At 64.4% G+C, this 16443-nt stretch carries 16 protein-coding genes; 14 read left to right on the forward strand and 2 right to left on the reverse strand.

From position 1 onward, the window contains the following. Position 1 precedes the first annotated feature (1 nt). The 12 genes from Q7T36_RS09235 (at position 2) to Q7T36_RS09290 (ending at position 12166) form a co-directional block, all read left to right on the forward strand. Positions 2–385, forward strand: coding sequence for a hypothetical protein (locus tag Q7T36_RS09235; protein ID WP_304847036.1), 384 nt, complete (start codon positions 2–4; stop codon positions 383–385). Next, positions 375–1385: a 4Fe-4S binding protein gene (locus Q7T36_RS09240; protein ID WP_304847039.1), complete on the forward strand. Its 1011-nt coding sequence runs from the start codon at positions 375–377 to the stop codon at positions 1383–1385. Before Q7T36_RS09235 ends, Q7T36_RS09240 begins: the two co-directional genes overlap by 11 nt. A gap of 3 nt (positions 1386–1388) precedes the next feature. Continuing rightward, the gene (locus tag Q7T36_RS09245; protein ID WP_304847043.1) at positions 1389–3230 is read left to right on the forward strand and encodes a nitric oxide reductase activation protein NorD; all 1842 of its coding nucleotides are present in this window, start codon (positions 1389–1391) and stop codon (positions 3228–3230) included. 274 nt (positions 3231–3504) lie between these two features. Beyond that, positions 3505–5265, forward strand: coding sequence for a nitrite reductase (locus Q7T36_RS09250; RefSeq protein ID WP_304847046.1), 1761 nt, complete (start codon positions 3505–3507; stop codon positions 5263–5265). 15 nt (positions 5266–5280) lie between these two features. Beyond that, positions 5281–5592 carry a c-type cytochrome gene (locus Q7T36_RS09255; protein ID WP_304847049.1) on the forward strand — a complete coding sequence of 104 codons (312 nt, stop codon included), beginning with the start codon at positions 5281–5283 and terminating at the stop codon, positions 5590–5592. A 9-nt stretch (positions 5593–5601) separates the two neighbouring features. Beyond that, the gene (locus tag Q7T36_RS09260; protein ID WP_304847054.1) at positions 5602–5940 is read left to right on the forward strand and encodes a cytochrome c; all 339 of its coding nucleotides are present in this window, start codon (positions 5602–5604) and stop codon (positions 5938–5940) included. 5 nt (positions 5941–5945) lie between these two features. Continuing rightward, complete coding sequence (locus Q7T36_RS09265) at positions 5946–7160, forward strand: cytochrome D1 domain-containing protein (RefSeq protein ID WP_304847058.1); 1215 nt, start codon at positions 5946–5948, stop codon at positions 7158–7160. Between the two features lie 10 nt (positions 7161–7170). Continuing rightward, positions 7171–8328, forward strand: a complete 1158-nt coding sequence (locus Q7T36_RS09270) for a hypothetical protein (RefSeq protein WP_304847061.1) — start codon at positions 7171–7173, stop codon at positions 8326–8328. Further along, on the forward strand, positions 8325–8789 hold the full coding sequence (locus tag Q7T36_RS09275) for an Lrp/AsnC family transcriptional regulator (protein WP_304847064.1): 465 nt from the start codon (positions 8325–8327) through the stop codon (positions 8787–8789). Before Q7T36_RS09270 ends, Q7T36_RS09275 begins: the two co-directional genes overlap by 4 nt. Positions 8790–8791: 2 nt before the next feature. Continuing rightward, positions 8792–9277 (forward strand): AsnC family transcriptional regulator, encoded by a 486-nt coding sequence (locus tag Q7T36_RS09280; RefSeq protein WP_304847067.1) that lies wholly within the window; start codon positions 8792–8794, stop codon positions 9275–9277. Between the two features lie 27 nt (positions 9278–9304). Next, positions 9305–10456 carry a heme d1 biosynthesis radical SAM protein NirJ gene (gene nirJ / locus Q7T36_RS09285; RefSeq protein ID WP_304847070.1) on the forward strand — a complete coding sequence of 384 codons (1152 nt, stop codon included), beginning with the start codon at positions 9305–9307 and terminating at the stop codon, positions 10454–10456. 114 nt (positions 10457–10570) lie between these two features. Continuing rightward, positions 10571–12166 (forward strand): cytochrome D1 domain-containing protein, encoded by a 1596-nt coding sequence (locus Q7T36_RS09290; protein ID WP_304847073.1) that lies wholly within the window; start codon positions 10571–10573, stop codon positions 12164–12166. Positions 12167–12310: 144 nt separating this feature from the next. Here Q7T36_RS09290 and Q7T36_RS09295 read toward each other — a convergent pair whose 3' ends face one another. Both Q7T36_RS09295 and Q7T36_RS09300 read right to left on the reverse strand, forming a co-directional pair. Continuing rightward, the gene (locus Q7T36_RS09295; RefSeq protein ID WP_304847076.1) at positions 12311–13723 is read right to left on the reverse strand and encodes a hypothetical protein; all 1413 of its coding nucleotides are present in this window, start codon (positions 13721–13723) and stop codon (positions 12311–12313) included. Next, the gene (locus Q7T36_RS09300; protein WP_304847078.1) at positions 13720–15648 is read right to left on the reverse strand and encodes a GMC family oxidoreductase; all 1929 of its coding nucleotides are present in this window, start codon (positions 15646–15648) and stop codon (positions 13720–13722) included. Before Q7T36_RS09300 ends, Q7T36_RS09295 begins: the two co-directional genes overlap by 4 nt. Positions 15649–15936: 288 nt before the next feature. On the opposite strand from Q7T36_RS09300, the gene Q7T36_RS09305 reads away from it, so the two are divergent. Beyond that, positions 15937–16230 (forward strand): hypothetical protein, encoded by a 294-nt coding sequence (locus Q7T36_RS09305; protein WP_304847081.1) that lies wholly within the window; start codon positions 15937–15939, stop codon positions 16228–16230. Next, a complete protein-coding gene (locus tag Q7T36_RS09310; protein ID WP_370690088.1) occupies positions 16227–16439 on the forward strand; it encodes a CsbD family protein in 213 nt (70 codons plus the stop codon). Before Q7T36_RS09305 ends, Q7T36_RS09310 begins: the two co-directional genes overlap by 4 nt. The last annotated feature ends 4 nt before the right edge of the window (positions 16440–16443 follow it).

Below are 16443 nucleotides of genomic sequence, written 5' to 3' on the forward strand. Positions count from 1 at the left end.
CATGACCTCGCCCGCCGCTGTCCCCTCACTGGCCGTCGTGGCGGCCTCGCTGTATCTGGTGAATTTATTATTGCTGCCGGGCATTGCCTTTGGCCTGCTGGTCTGGCTATGGGCCACCCGGCGACGCAACGCCTCGCCGGTGGACCGCGGCCATCTCGACAACGCCGTGCGCGGCAGCCTGCTGGCCGGGGTAATGCTGGCGGGGGTGTCCTTGCTGATCCTGGCGTTGGGCGGCTTCGGGCAGGCGTTAACCTGGGTGGCGCTGATCCTCTATGTCGTCACCATCCATGCCGCGCTGGTGCTGGTCGGCGTGCTGATGCTGGTGAAGGCGCTGGCCGCCCAGCCGTTCAGCTTTCCGCTGGTGGGGGTGCGCGATGAGCCGTGAACAACCGCCTTTTGCTCCGCAGCCATCGACGGTGCGGGTGCAGCGCCTGCGCCGCGTGGCGCAGTTCGGTTTCTTCCTGTTTTTCGTTTTCGCCCCGTTGCTGGACCTGTTCCGTTTTGACATGCCTTCCCATCATTTCCTGGTGCTGGGCATGCCGTGGACGCTGGGGATTGACGACTTCATGGCGCACCGCATCAGCGGCCTGCAGCTGGCGCTGAACCTGCTGCTGCGCGGCGTTTTACCGATCGTACTGGGTGTGGCGCTGGTGATCTTCCTCTCCTGGCGATATGGCCGTATTTACTGCGGTTGGCTGTGCCCGCATTTCTCGGTGGTGGAAACCATCAACCAGACCATGCGCCGCGCCATTGGCCGCCAGAGTGTCTGGGAGAAGCAGCCGCAACCGGCGCACAATCCCGACGGTACGGTGACCGAGCGTGACGCGATCTGGTGGCTGGCGGTGCTGCCGCTGGCGGTGGGCTTCGCCTTCCTGTGGGTGATCAGCTTCATGAGTTACGTCTGGCCGCCGCTGCCGATCTGGCACGGGCTGTTCCACGGCGGGCTGCCGCGTTTCCAGCAGATCATCCTCATCGTCGGCACTTTCCTGTTCTCGATGGAATTCCTGTTCGCCCGCCATCTGTTCTGCCGTTTCGCCTGCGCTGCCGGGCTGTTCCAGAGTTTGGCGTGGATGGGGAACCGGAAGGCGATGGTGGTGGGTTTTGAACGCGGCCGCGCCCACGAGTGCGCCGGTTGCGAGTCCGAATGCGATAACGCCTGCCCGATGCGTCTGAAGCCGCGCAACGTCAAGCGCATGATGTTCAGCTGCGTGCAGTGCGGGCAATGCCTGAACGCCTGCGCCCATGTGCACAAGGACAATCCGGACGGATCGCTGCTGCACTGGGTGCATGAAGACCGCGCCGGGGACGAGGCTTCCTTCAACACGCGGACGGCGAAGCAGGGCGAGCGCAACCGCATCCCCGTATCGCCGGTGCAGGAGGATTGACGCATGGAAGAATGGGTCGGCGGCTTGTGGGACAAGGTGGTGCGCCGCGCCGCGCATCGCGGCTTTCCGGACGCCGCCGTGACGCTGGAATCCATGCGCGAGGTGGTAGGGCCGTATTTCCGGGCGGTGGGCGGTGATGCCGGGGTGGCGCTGAAGTCCGGGTCGGCGGCCACGCACGGGGCGCGGCGGCGCTGGATGGAACGGCTGGCGGGGACGGGGGAACGGGTCGATCTGGCGTGGAACGATGCCGAGGCGCTGTACCTGCCCGATACGGTCGACACCTTTCCCGACGCTGAATCGAACCGGGAACTCTATTTATGGCTGGCGACGCTGGCGGCGTTCAGCGTCGGCGACGCCGAGCCGGACGGCTGGAAACGCAATGTCCGCGCCACCCGCGCCGTGCTGGACGCCTTGCCGGGTTGGGAAGGACGCTATCGCCGCCTGGTGGAGGCTTGCCTGGCGCTGCGCACGCCGCCGGAATCGCTGACGGACGAAGAGGCCGCGCTGGAGTGCGCCGTGCACGAACAGTTGCAGCATCCCGAACGCGAGGTGCCGCGTCCGGCATCGAAGCGCCCGCATTGGCCGGTGGCGCTGTGGCTGCGGCTGGATACGCCGCCGGTGCTGCGCGAAGCCGCCGGAACACCGGTTGGCGAGCGTGAAACCGGCGGCGACCGCCCGCCTGAGGACGATGAAAGCTGTCGCCGCTTTGCCGCTGAGCGAGTGGAGATGCCCCAGGACAAGAACGGCATGCTGCTGATGTTCCGCGCCGAGAGTATTTTCACTTGGGGCGAATACGTGAGGGTCAACCGTCCCACCGAAGAGGATGAGGACGGCGACAACGCCCTGATGCGCGCCAAGGACATGGACACGCTGTCGGTGGCCCGCGACGGCAAGTCCGGCAAGAGCCGGGTGCGCTTCGACCTCGACCTGCCCGCCGCCGACATCGACGATACCCCGCTGGGGCCGGGCATTCCGCTGCCGGAATGGGACTGGCGCAAGCAGCTGTTGCTGCCCGATTACTGCCGTCTGGAGCCGCTGCTGCCCAAGGCCGAACCGTTGGCGGTGCTGCCGCCGGAATTGCGCGCCACCGCCGCCGGTCTGCGGCGCCAGTTCGAGGCGCTGGCACCGCTGCCCGCCTGGCGCGGCAGTTCCCTGCAGGGCGAGGAGCTGGATCTGGACGCCTGCCTGCGCTTCGCCGCCGACCGCCGCGCCGGAACCGTCGCCGAGCCGGGCCTGTGGCGCGAACGCGTCGCCGCCAACCGCTCGCTGGCCTGCCTGCTGCTGGCTGATCTGTCGCTGTCCACCGACACCTGGGTGGGGGAGCGCCGCGTCATTGATGTCATCCGCGACAGCCTGTTCCTGTTTGCCGAAGCCATGTCCGCCACCCGCGACAGTTTCGGCTTGTACGGCTTTTCCTCGGTGAAGCGCCAGCATGTGCGCTTCCAGTTGCTGAAGGATTTTTCCGAACGCTACGACGCCACCGTGCGCGGCCGCATCGCCGCCATCAAGCCGGGTTTCTATACGCGCATGGGCGCGGCCATCCGCCACAGCACTGCCATTCTTAAGGAGCAACCCGCCGAGCGCCGCCTGCTGTTGGTTTTGACTGACGGCAAGCCCAACGATGTCGACCATTATGAAGGCCGCTACGGTATTGAGGACACCCGCCATGCCGTGCGCGCCGCCCGCGAGGCGGGGCTGACCGTGTTTTGCGTCACTGTCGACCGCGATGCCGCCGATTACCTGCCTCACCTGTTTGGCGGCCAGGGATTTGTGGTGGTCAAGGACGCCAATGAGCTGCCGCGCTTGTTGCCGCGTCTTTATATGCAAATGACAAAGCGATTTTAAAACAATTACTTAGGATTCGAAATATTAGCTTACCCGCCATTCGGCTAGGTACATCCCCCTCCACAGAAGAGGCCTGTTTCCTGACAGGACTTGATATTAATCAAGTGTCGGGTTGAGAGGCGGGATTATAAATAACCATAAGAAAAAGGCCTTGCGGCCTGTAATGAAATAATGAACCCGGCGATGCGGGCTGATGCTTGCCGTGACGCCGGGACCGGGTTGTCAGGCATGGGGCCGGACAGTTCGATTCGCTAGTCAGCAATGAGGGATCCCGATGAAAACCACACGCAAATTTCTGGCCGGACTGGCCTTGGCAACCCTGCCGTTCGCCATCCAGTCCGCCTTTGCCGCCGATACGGCCAGTTCAGACGCCAAGGCCGCCCACGGTTCCGCCGCCGCCGCCAACTACGAGGGCGCGCCCTCGCCGCTGGCCGGTGTCGCCATGCACCAGAACGTCAATCCCAAGGCGCCAGCCATGACCGAGGCGGAATTCAAAGAAGGCCAGCAAACCTATTTTGAACGCTGCGCCGGCTGCCATGGCGTGCTGCGCAAGGGTGCCACCGGCAAGCCGCTGACGCCGGACATCACCCTGGAAAAGGGCACCGATTACCTGAAGGCCTTCATCAATTACGGCTCCCCGGCTGGTATGCCCAACTGGGGCACCTCGGGCGAGTTGACCGACGCCCAGGTTGACCTGATGGCGCGTTACATCCAGCAGGAACCGCCGCAACCGCCCGAGTTCAGCATGGCGGACATGAAGAACACCTGGAAGGTGCTGATCCCCGCCGATAAGCGTCCGAAGCGGAAGATGAACAAGATCAACATCGACAACTTGTTCTCGGTGACGCTGCGTGACTCCGGCGAGGTGGCGCTGATCGACGGCGACACCAAGAAAATCATCAATATCGTCAAGACCGGTTACGCGGTGCATATCTCGCGCCTGTCGAAGTCGGGCCGCTACCTGTACGTCATCGGCCGTGACGCCCGCATCAACCTGATCGACCTGTGGATGGAAAAGCCCGACAACGTAGCCGAGATCAAGGTCGGCCTGGAAGCGCGTTCGGTGGAAACGTCCAAGTACAAGGGTTTTGAAGACAAGCTGGCCGTGGCCGGTTCCTACTGGCCGCCGCAGTTCGTGATCATGAACGGCGACTCGCTGGAGCCGCTGAAGATTGTCTCCACCCGCGGCATGACGGTCGATCCTCAGGAATTTCACCCTGAGCCGCGTGTGGCGTCTATTGTCGCCAGCGAATACCGTCCGGAATGGATCATCAACGTCAAGGAAACCGGCAAGATCATGATGGTTGATTATTCCGACCTGACCAACCTCAAGACGACCACCATCGACGCCGCGCGCTTCCTGCATGACGGTGGCTGGGACTCCACCAAACGTTACTTCCTGGTGGCCGCCAACAAGTCGAACAAGATTGCTGTTGTCGACTCCAAGACCGGCAAGCTGTCCAAGCTGGTGGATGTCGGCGCGATTCCCCACCCCGGTCGCGGCGCCAACTTCCAGCACCCGGTCTTTGGTCCGGTCTGGTCCTCCGGTCACTTGGGCGATGACTCGATTGCGCTGATCGGCACCGACCCCGCCAAGCACCCGGCCAGTGCCTGGAAGATGGTGCAGAAACTGACCGGTCAGGGCGGCGGCTCACTGTTCATCAAGACCCACCCGAAATCGAAGAACCTGTGGGTGGACACGGCGCTGAACCCGGATGCCGCCACCAGCCAGTCGATTGCGGTGTATGACATCAGCAAAATGGATGGCAAGAAGGACAGCCCGCTGAAGCCGGTGGTGCTGCCGATCGGTGAATGGGCCGGGGTCAGCGAAGGCGCCAAGCGCGTGGTGCAGCCGGAATACAACGCTGCCGGTGATGAGGTCTGGTTCTCGGTGTGGAGCGCCAAGGACAAGCAATCCGCCATCGTGGTGGTGGATGACAAGACCCGCAAGCTGAAGGCCGTGATCAAGGACCCGCGCCTGATCACCCCCACCGGCAAGTTCAACGTCCACAACACCCAACATGACGTCTATTGATTGAGGAGTGACACCATGAAGAAGATCCTGCTTGCGGCAGCGGTGGCTGCCGGCCTCCTGTCCGCTCCCGGTCATGCCGCCGATGCCCAGGCGCTGGCCGCATCCAAAAGCTGCCTGGCCTGCCACGCCATTGACAAGAAGCTGATGGGCCCGGCCTTCAAGGAAGTGGCCAAGAAATATGCCGGTGTCGCCGGTGCGGAGGCCAAGCTGATCGACAAGGTGATCAAGGGCGGCGGCGGTGTCTGGGGTCCCATCCCCATGCCCGCCAACAAGGTCACCCCGGAAGAGGCCAAGACCCTGGTGCAGTGGGTTCTGGCGCAGAAGTGAGCTGACGGCATGAGCCATGGCCATCACAGCAAGATAGCGGTCATGCTGGCCGGAGGGATGGCGGCGGGTTTCGCGATAGCGGAGCCGTCGTCCGCCCGGCAACAGGAATTGCACCGCTTGCTGCGTGACGACTGCGGCGCCTGCCACGGCCTGACCCTGAAGGGCGGCCTCGGCCTGCCCCTGACCCCCGAAGCCCTGCGCGACAAGGATGACGCCGGGCTTCTCTACTCTATTCTAGACGGTCGCCCCGGCACTCCGATGCCACCCTGGCGGCCGTTTTTATCGGAAGACGAAGCCCGCTGGCTCGTCTCGCAACTGAAGCGCGGCCTGCCCGCGCAAGGCAAGTGAGCCCTATGCGTCAGCTTCGCCTGTCTTTCCTGATGCCACCGCTGGCGGCCATGCTGCTGGCCGGTTGTGCCGCCCAAAAGCCCGTTCCTGCACCCGCTGTTGCTCCCGCGCTGCGCGGCACCGGTGATCTCGGCCTCATCATCGAACGCGCCACCGGCAGCGTGCAGGTGGTGGAACATTCCGGCGACACCGCGCTGGGCCGGGTGGAAGGCCTGGGCGACCTGTCGCACGCCGCTGCCGTGTTTTCGCGTGACGGCCGCTATGCCTATATCTTCGGCCGTGACGGCGGCATGTCCAAGGTTGACCTGCTGACCCGGACCATCGCCAAGCGCGTGATTCAGGCCGGGAATTCCATCGGCGGCGCGATCTCGACGGATGGTCGCATTGTCGCGGCGCAGAATTACCAGCCCGGTGGGGTGAAGCTGTTCGACGCTGACACGCTGGAACTGCTGTCGGAGGTTTCGACCCGTGATGAAGCCACCGGTATCGCTTCGAAGGTGGTCGGTCTGGCCGACCTGCCGGGCAACCGTTTCGCCTTCTCGCTGTTTGAAGCGGGTGCGATCTGGGTGATCGACGCCGCCGACCCGCGCGCGCCGAAAGTCACCAAGTACCCCAATATCGGCAAGCAGCCCTACGACGGGCTGGGCAGCATGAATGGCCGCTATTATATCGCCGGTCTGTACGGTGAGGACGGGCTGGTGCTGCTGGACCTGTGGAAGCCGGAGCAGGGCGTGCGCCGCATTCTTAACGGTTACGGACGCGGCGCGGAGCCGCTGCCGGTCTACAAGATGCCTCACCTGCGGGGCTGGGCGGTCAGCGACGGCCGCGCCTTCTTCCCCGCCATCGGCCACAACGCCGTGCTGGTGGCTGACACGCAAACGTGGAAGGAAGTGACGCAGGTGCCGGTGGCCGGGCAGCCGGTGTTCGCGATGATCTCGCCGGACGGCCGCCGCGTCTGGGTCAACTTCGCCTTTCCCAACAATGACACCGTGCAGGTAATCGACGTACCAACGCTGTCGGTAGTGCAGACGATGAAACCCTGCAAGGGCGTGCTGCACTTTGAATTCGCGCCGCGCGGCGAGGAAGTGTGGCTGTCCTGCCGTGATGAAAACAGGGTTGAGGTTTACGATACGCAGACTCTCGTCCGCAAGACGACGCTGCCCGCCGACTCGCCCAGCGGCATCTTCTTCACGTGGCGCGCCGCGCGCATCGGGCTGTAGGAGGGAAGTCATGAATATCGCCCTTGATCCGCTCCGCCTGCTGCTGGACCGCAGCCAGCGCGACCTGCCGCTGGTGCCGCGGCCCTTTACCGAAATGGCCCGGCAACTGGCCGTCGAGCCCGGGGGCGACTGGACGGAAAGCGGCGTGCTGGCGCTGTTCCGTCAGGCGCGGGACAACGGTTCACTGTCGCGGCTGGGGCCGGTGTTTGCCCCGCACGGCATCGGCGCCAGCACCTTGGCGGCGCTGGCCGTGCCGGAGGCCGACTTGCCCGCCGTGGTCGAGTGGATCAACGCGCTGCCGCAGGTGAACCACAATTACCGACGCAGCCACGCCTGCAACCTGTGGTTCGTGGTCACCGGCCGCGACGAGGCCGACGTGCAGGCGACGCTGGCCGCCATCCGCGCCGCCTGGCCGGAGCTGCTGCTGCTCGACCTGCCGCTGGTCAACGCCTACTACATTGACCTCGGTTTCGGCCTTGACGACAACGCGCACAAGCCCTTGTGCGGCGTTGCCCGCGCCGAGCGCCGCCACCGGCTGACCCCGCGCGAATGGGCGCTGGTCGCCCTGATCCAGGACGGCCTACCGCTGGTGGAAACGCCCTTTGCGGCGTTGGCCCGCGACTGGGGCGGCAGCGAGGCCGAGGTCATCGCCACGCTGGCGCGCTGGCGGGACGACGGCATCGTCAAGCGCTACGGCGCGGTGGTGCGGCACCGGGAACTGGGCTATCGAGCCAACGTCATGTGCGTCTTCGACATTCCCCCCAACCAACTGGATGACTTGGCCGCAAAGCTGGCCGCCGCGCCGGAAGTGCGGTTGTGTTATGAGCGCCCGCGTCGCGGCGAGGCCTGGCCCTATAACCTGTTCTGCATGGTGCATGGCAAGGACCGGGATAGCGTGCTGGCCATGGTGGAAGGGCTGGTGGAGCGGCTGGGGTTGAAGGAATTCCGCCGGGATGTGCTGATCGGGGAGCAACGGTACAAGCAGCGGGGGGCGTGGTATGCGGCTCCGGCGGTGGCAACTCCCTCTCCCCTTGTGGGAGAGGGCCGGGGAGAGGGGTGCGGAAAGCAGTCCGAACACACCATCAGTTCATGTCCCACCGCCGTACCCCTCTCCCTAACCCTCTCCCACAAGGGGAGAGGGGACTACAGCGGGGAGGCTCGGGCATGACTTCCGCCGAAACCCTCCTCACGCCCACCGACCGCGCGCTGATCAACCGCCTGCAGCGCGGCCTGCCGATCGTGCCGCAGCCCTATGCCGCCGTCGCCGCCGAACTCGGCCTGACCGAAGCCGATTTGCTGGCCCGCCTGCAACACCTGCTCGACACCGGCATCCTCTCCCGCTTCGGCCCGATGTTCCAGATTGAACGCGCGGGCGGACGCTTCACACTGGCCGCCATCGCCGTGCCGCCGGAACGCTTTGAGGAAGTGGCCGCCGTCGTCAACGCCTTCCCGGAAGTAGCGCACAATTACCAGCGCACGCACGCGCTGAACATGTGGTTCGTGGTCGCCACCGCCACCCCCGAACAATGCGCCGACACCCTGCGCCGCATCGAGGCCGCCACCGGCCTGCCGGTGCGCGACATGCCCAAGGAACGCGAGTTCCGGGTGCACCTGTATTTCGAGGCCTGACCATGACCCCTGTCCTCGATGACCTCGACCGCGCGCTGATGCGCGCCACCCAGACCGGCCTGCCGCTGGTGTCGGAACCGTTCAGGGCGCTGGCCGAACAGCTGGGCACCAGTGAGGACGACATCCTCGCCCGCTTCCGCCGCTGGGACGATAACGGCGTGTTGCGCCGCATTGCCGCCGTGCCCAACCATTACGCGCTAGGCTATGTCCACAACGGCATGACGGTGTGGAATGTTGCGGATGACCGCGTCGATGAGCTGGGCGAAAAAGTGGCGGCGCTGGGCTTCGTCAGCCACTGCTACCGCCGTCCGCGCCATCTGCCGGACTGGCCCTACAACCTCTTTGCCATGGTGCACGGCCGCGACCGCGCCGACACCGACGCGCAGGTCGCCGCCATTGCCGCCGTGCTGGGCGACGCCTGCCGCGCCCGCGACGTGCTGTGGAGCACGCGCATCCTCAAGAAAACCGGCCTCAGAATCAGCGAGTAAAACATCATGTTCCGGATGACCCAGTTTATGCAGGAACTGATCACGCCCACCCCGGTCGGCCCACGCCGCAACCCGCCCGGCCCGGTGGTGATCTGGAACCTGATCCGCCGGTGCAACCTGACGTGCAAGCATTGCTATTCCATCTCCGCCGACATCGACTTCCCCAACGAGTTGACCACCCCGGAAATCTTCACGGTGATGGACGACCTGAAGCAGTTCCGCGTCCCGGCGCTGATCCTCTCCGGCGGCGAACCGCTGCTGCGCCCGGACATCTTCGACATTGCCGCTCGAGCCAAGACGCTGGGTTTCTATATCGGCCTGTCCAGCAACGGCACGCTGATTGACGACAGCAATATCGACGCCATCGCCGCCGCCGGGTTTGATTATGTCGGCGTCAGCCTCGACGGCATTGGCGAAACCCATGACAAATTCCGCCGGAAAGAAGGTGCCTTCGAAGCTTCGATGCGCGGCATCCGCCTCTGCCACGAACGCGGCATCAAGGTCGGCCTGCGCTTCACCATGACCCAGGACAACAACCGCGAACTGCCGCAGATGCTGGACCTGCTGGAGTGCGAGGACGTCGACAAGTTCTACTTCTCGCACCTGAATTACGCCGGCCGCGGCCACCGCAACCGCAAGCACGACACCGTGCACCGCCAGACCCGCGAGGCGATGGACCTGCTGATGGAACGCTGCTGGGACATGGTGCAGCGCGGCACGCCGAAGGAATTCGTAACCGGCAACAACGACGCCGACGGCCCGTACCTGCTGCAGTGGGTGGAGCGGAATTTCCCCGAGAAGGCGGAGCACATTCGCGGCAAGCTGGTGCAGTGGGGCGGCAATGCCTCCGGGGTGAACATCGCCAACATCGACAATACCGGCGTGGTCCATCCCGACACCATGTGGTGGCATTACCCGCTGGGCAATGTGCGCGAGCGGCCGTTTTCGGAAATCTGGAAAGACACCTCCGACCCGGTGATGGCCGGGCTGAAGCAGCATCCGCGCCCGGTGACGGGACGTTGCGGCGAATGCAAGCATCTGGCGATCTGCAACGGCAATACCCGCGTGCGGGCGATGCAGACCACCGGCGATGTCTGGGCGGAAGATCCGGCGTGTTATCTGGGGGATGCGGAGATCGGGGTGGCGGGGCAGGGGATTGGGGTGGTGGAGGTGGTGTGACCGCCGTGGAATTCCTGTAGGTAGGGCTTCAGTCCGACAACACTCTCCGATCGAAGGGCGGTTGTCGGGCTGAAGCCCGACCTACATTGGTGTGTATCGATAAAGGCATCAAAAATGCATAAAATAGCTGTAAATATATCCTATCTTGCCGTCATCATCCTGTTTTTAGCCATTACCCCGGCCTGGGCCGCCGACCCCGCACCCGCCGCTGCACCCCCACCCACCCCCAGCGCCCCCGCCCTCTACCAGACCCACTGCTCCTCTTGCCACGGCGACGACCGCTTCGGCCTGATGGGTCCGGCCCTCCTTCCGGAAAACCTCGAACGCCTGAAGCGAAAGGACGCCGTGTCCACCATCCGTGACGGCCGCCTCGCCACGCAGATGCCGTCCTTCGCCGACAAGCTGACCGACGCCGACATCAACGCCTTGGTCGACTTCATCTACACCCCGCCCGCCAAGCCGCCCCGGTGGACGGATCAGGACATCACCGCCTCCCGCATCGTCAATGCCGAGGCCCTGAAACTGCCTGCCAAGCCCGTCTTCAGCGCCGACCCGAAAAACCTGTTTCTCGTGGTCGAGGCCGGGGATCACCATGTCTCCATCCTCGACGGCGACAAGCTGGAGCCGATCCACCGTTTCGCCAGCCGCTACGCGCTGCACGGCGGCCCCAAGTTCACGGCGGACGGCCGCTTTGTCTACTTCGCCTCCCGCGACGGCTGGATCACCAAGTACGACCTGTGGAACCTGACGGTGGTGGCTGAAGTGCGAGCCGGTATCAACACCCGCAATCTGGCGGTGTCCAGCGACGGTAAGTGGGTGATGGTAGGCAACTACTTGCCGAGGACGCTGGTGCTGCTGGATGCCAAGGATCTGGCGCTGAAGCGGATCTATGACGTGAAGGACGAGGCGGGAACGCCGTCGCGGGTGTCCGCCGTCTATGACGCCGCGCCGCGAAAGAGTTTTGTGGTGGCGCTGAAAGATGTGCCGCAGATCTGGGAAATTTCCTACGACCCCAAGGCCGAGCCCGTCTACAAGGGTTATGTGCATGACTACAAGATGGGCGAGGGCATCGCCGCACCTGGCCAGTTCACCCCGCGCGTGACCCAACTGGACACGGTGCTGGATGACTTCTACTTTGATCCGTCCTACGACCGGGTGATGGGGGCCTCGCGTGACGGCAAGGCGGAGGTGATCGACCTGCGCGTGCGCCGCAAGATTGCCGATCTCGACCTCGGCGGCATGCCGCATCTGGGTTCCGGCATCACCTTCGATTGGCAGGGGCATCCGGTCATGGCCACCACCGACCTCAAGGCGGCTAAAGTGACGGTGATCGACATGCAGGACTGGAAGAAGGTGGCCGAAATCCCGGTCAACGGCACCGGTTTCTTCCTGCGCAGCCACGATGCCACGCCCTACATGTGGGTGGATTCGATGATGGACCCGAAGTTCCGCGATACGCTGCAGATCATCGACAAGACGACGCTGAAGGTGGTGGGCAGCGTCACGCCCGCGCCGGGCAAGACCAGCGCGCATGTGGAATTCACCCGTGACGGCAAGTTTGCGCTGGTCAGCCTGTCGGAGAAGGACGGCGCGATCGTGGTCTATGACGCCGCGACCTTCAAGGAAGTGAAGCGCCTGCCGATGGTGAAGCCGGTGGGGAAATACAATGTGTGGAACAAGACGACCCGGGAGCGGGGGACGAGTCACTGACGGCCATCCCGTCCCCCTGTAGGGGCGCATAGCATGCGCCCTCGTGAACGGATACAACGGTTTTAGAATGTAGGTCGGGCTTCAGCCCGACAACCACTCTCCGTGCGAAGGGGGGTGTCGGGCTGAAGCCCGACCTACAGTTGGCTAAACCGCCACCACCACCCCATGATCCTTCCTGTCCGTCAGAATCTCAAATGCCGCCCCGTGCGCACTATGCAACTCCCGCACGCGCCCGCCTTCCGTAATCTTCACCGTGCAGCGCGCAATCTTGCTGTTCAGGCAGGTCTTGCTGCCCTTGGGCGGGTTGAAATAGGTCAGTGCCGTGAAGTGCGCCGCCGGGGCGTGGATGTGCACCTCAATGCGCGTATCGGCATCGCCGGTTTCCAGCGTCCAGTCAAAGAAGTCGTATTGGCCTTTGGCCTTCACCGATTGCTTGATGCTGTTGAAGCGGTATTCCTTGCCATCCACCCGCAGCGTCAGCAGCGTCATCCACGGCGTGTGCAGCGGTCCCAGCTTCACGCGCGCGGTGGCGCATTCCAGAAAGGCGTCCGGGGCGTCGTCGAAGCCCGCGACCTGACCCCAGGCGTATTGATCCGTGTGCTTGCTGCCCCAGTTGTGGCTTTCGCTGCCGTGCCAGTTGTGCAGTGCGTGCAGTTCGCCGTCCACCGTGAAGCTGCCCTGAAAGCGCAACGACGGACGGCTGATCACCGACTTCGCCTTGGGGAACGACCCGGCGTAGAGGTTTGCCGGCAGGAACAGCAGCGGCTTGGCGTCGCCCTCGAAATCCAGATGCCAGTCCAGCGTGTGGCCGTTGAGGCTGGCGGTGCCTTCCAGATGCTGCCCGGCCAGCGTGGCGGTAGGCAGCCGCACTTCGCGGGTGTCGTGGCGGAACAGGCAGTCGGCCAGCGGGAATTCCTGCTTCACGGCGGTGGTGGTGTTCTTTTCGCCGTCAAACCAGATGCCCCACACCTCGCCCAGCGGTGCGCGGTTGTCAGCGGGAATGAACTGGGTGTAGCGCACCCAGAATGCCAGCGGCCGTGTGGGATGGTTGGCGCGCAGGAACCAGCTTTCGTAATGGCCGCCCTGCCCGGCGTACTGGTTGCCGTAATAGGGAATGCTGCCCGCCGGGAACACCGGCCCCACCGACTCCAGCCGCAGCGCGGTGAAGGGGAAGGTCAGCATCGGTTCGCGGTAGGTCACTTCCGCCGCGCCGATGGGCGCGCCGTGCTGATAGACCGTCAGCGGGCAGGTGATCAGCGAGCGCAGCAGGCCGTTCTTGCCATAGGTCTTGTTGCCTTCCACCCGCAGCGGCCCCAGTTCGGGGTGTTCGAAGTCCAGCCAGTAATGCGGGCCGGTCAGGCGGATGGTCATCTCGCCTTCGCAGGGGTAGTCGTTGCCGTCCAGGCTCAGGGTGCCGGTGAAGGGGCGCGGCGCGGTCAGCGCGAACATTTTTTCGCCGACGGCGCGGATGCTGAAGGCGAAGGGTTGTTCACGGCCGTCGGCGTCCAGCTTCAGCCAGCCGCTCATGGTTTCGCGGATAATCAGGGCGGTGGTCATGCGGGGGTCTCCTTGAGAATACGGTCGGCCAGGCGCGAGGCGGCGCGTGCGGCCAGGGACATGATGGTGATTTGCGGGTTGGCCCCCAGACTGGACGGTACCACGCTGCCGTCCATGACGGTGAGCCCCTGCCAGCCGAAAACGCGGTGTTCGCTGTCGCAGACACCGTGTTCAATGGTGGCGGCGAGGCGGGCGGTGCCCAGCGGGTGGTAAGCGCTCATGATGAAGTCGGTGGGCTTGAGCTTGCGGCAGAGGAAGGCAGCGAGTTCTGTTTCGTTGTGCAACACGGTCAGGCGCTGCGGGCCGGGGATGCTGACTTCCACGGCCCCGGCGGCGAAATAGATCTTTGCCAGCGTCTCGATGCCGCGCAGGAACCGGGAAAAGTCGAGGTCGTTCATGTGGTAGCGGATCAGCGGCGCATCGCGGTGCAGGCCGGCGCGTACGCTGCCGCGACTGGTGTCCTGCAGCATGAAGCCGAAGTAGGCTGTCTGCTGGTAGCGTTCGGTGTAGCGCACGTAGTCGTCGCCATAGAGGTTGGCCAGCAGCCCGTGCCCGGCGAAGGGAATGGTGCCGCCCTCGAACACCAGCCCGTCTTCTGCCAGATCGGACAGTCCGTAGCCCTGCGGGATGGTGCGGCCGTTGCGGAAATCCTGCTGCGGAAACCAGCCGTTGACCACCCCGGCCGGATGCAGGCTGAGATGCTGCCCCAGATTCGGGTTGTCGACGCCGTTGTCACGGAGGAACAGCGGGGTGTTGAAGGTGCCCATGGACACCACCACCTGCGGGGCGTGGATGGTGAGACGCACCGTCATGCCGTGGCGGTTGCGGCCGCGTGCTTCGATGCCGGTGACGGTCTTGCCTTGCCGCCGCAGTTTTTCCGCCTTGAAGCCGGTGTAGAGGAATGCGCCGCGATTAAGGGCGGCGGGCACATAACTGACGTTGGTGGAGCGCTTGGCGTCGGTGGGGCAGCCCATCTGGCACAGGCCCTGGCCGTCGCAGCCGGTGGCGTTGCGCTGCAGCGGGTGGAAATGGGTGTAGCCCAGCTTGCGCGCGCCGTCGGCAATCACGTCGCCGATGGGGCCGATGTATTTGGCCTCGGCCGTCTGCACGCCCAGCATTTCTTCCACGCGTTCAAACCACAGTTGCATGTCGTCGTCACGCAGGTCGTGCAGGCCGAATTCCTCTCGCCAGTGCGCCAGCACGCGCGGCGGTGTGCGCAGGCAGGTGCCGGAATTGACGGTGGTGGTGCCGCCCACCGAGCGCCCCACCGGCACCGGAATCATCACGTTGCCGGTGGCGACGGTGGCACCCATCCGGTAGAGCTTGGGCAGCACCGTCATCAGGTCGCCATCGAAATCGCGGCGGTCGTGATAATCGCCTTCTTCCAGCATAACCACCGCCAGCCCGCGGCTGGCCAGTTCATAGGCCGCCGCCGCGCCGCCCGCGCCGGTACCGATCACCACCACGTCCGCTTCCAGCGTTAAGTCTTCCGTCCTGTCCGCCGCCGCCGTCACCTGCGACTGCCAGCGGAAGCGTTCCACCTGGCTGGGGGTCTCCAGTCGCAAACGGCTGCCAGCCGCCTGTTGCTGGGTTTCATCCAGCAGGTAGGCCAGCTTGAAGGGCAGGGTGGCGGCACGCAGCAGCGGGTTTTCCAGCGCATGCCCGGCCACGGTTTGCAGGAATTCGCGGCGCTGATGGACGGTGGCTTTGTGGAAGGGGCGGAAGTGGAACAGTCGGTAACGGGTGTCCAGCCAGCGCAGGCCGGTGATCAGGCCGTGCCGCAGCCATGGGCGCTGTCCGGCCTCCGTCTCGACACGGCGGGTGATGGCGTCGCGGTCGCCGGCCGGGGCATGCCGGCCGGCCGGGAACAGGGCTTCGCTCAGCGCCAGGGCGGTGGCGTGGTGGGGAAAGACAGCGTCGGTCATGCGCGCATTCTCGGGCCGGGGCAATCTGGGACGAAAGTACCAATAGATGTAAGGTTATTACTCCAGTTAGTGAAATTGTGCAAATGACCGGTGTCAAGTTGGCGCGGGAAGTTAAAAAATTGGCGGATTTATGCGCGTAGGTGGTTGCTGTGTAATTCCCACAGGAAAAATCAGCCTTAAGCGCGTCAACGCACGGAGCGCAAACGCTGGCGGCCATATTGTTTCGGGGTAGTTCAGATTCCGTCGCTCCGCAATCTCGCGGGCCACGGCATCCACCCAGAGGTCACTATGAACAAGTCCCACGAGCAAGACAAGTCTGCCCCGGCAAAGCCCCAAGAGCCTGCCAATACCCATGCCGCCAAGCCGGCGGAACCCCAACAGCAGGATGCCGGCAAACACCAGGAACCGGTGAAGGCTGAAGCGGCTACCCATGCCAAGCCGGAATCGATGCCTCACGCCAAGCCGGAAGCGGCCCGTCATGAACCCACCGTGCCGCCGGTTGCCAAGGAAGGCGTAGCTCCCCACGCACCTGCCGTCCACGATCAAGTCAAGCCGGTTGGCCAGGAGCACAAACCATCATGACCACAATCAGTAAAGACGAAATCAAGGGCAAGTGGAAGCAGCATGTCGGCGCGGCCAAGATTGCCTGGGGCAAGCTGACGGAAGACGAGTTGCTGCAACTGGAAGGCCATGAGCAGAAGCTGGCGGGGCTGGTGCAGGAACGCTATGCGATTACCCGTGATGAGGCCGAGAAGCAGGTTCACGGATTCTTTGCGAACCTGAAGCTCTGAGCGG

Origin of the sequence: Fluviicoccus sp. (assembly GCF_030646115.1) — a bacterium.
In the GTDB taxonomy this organism is placed as follows: Bacteria; Pseudomonadota; Gammaproteobacteria; order Pseudomonadales; family Moraxellaceae; genus Fluviicoccus.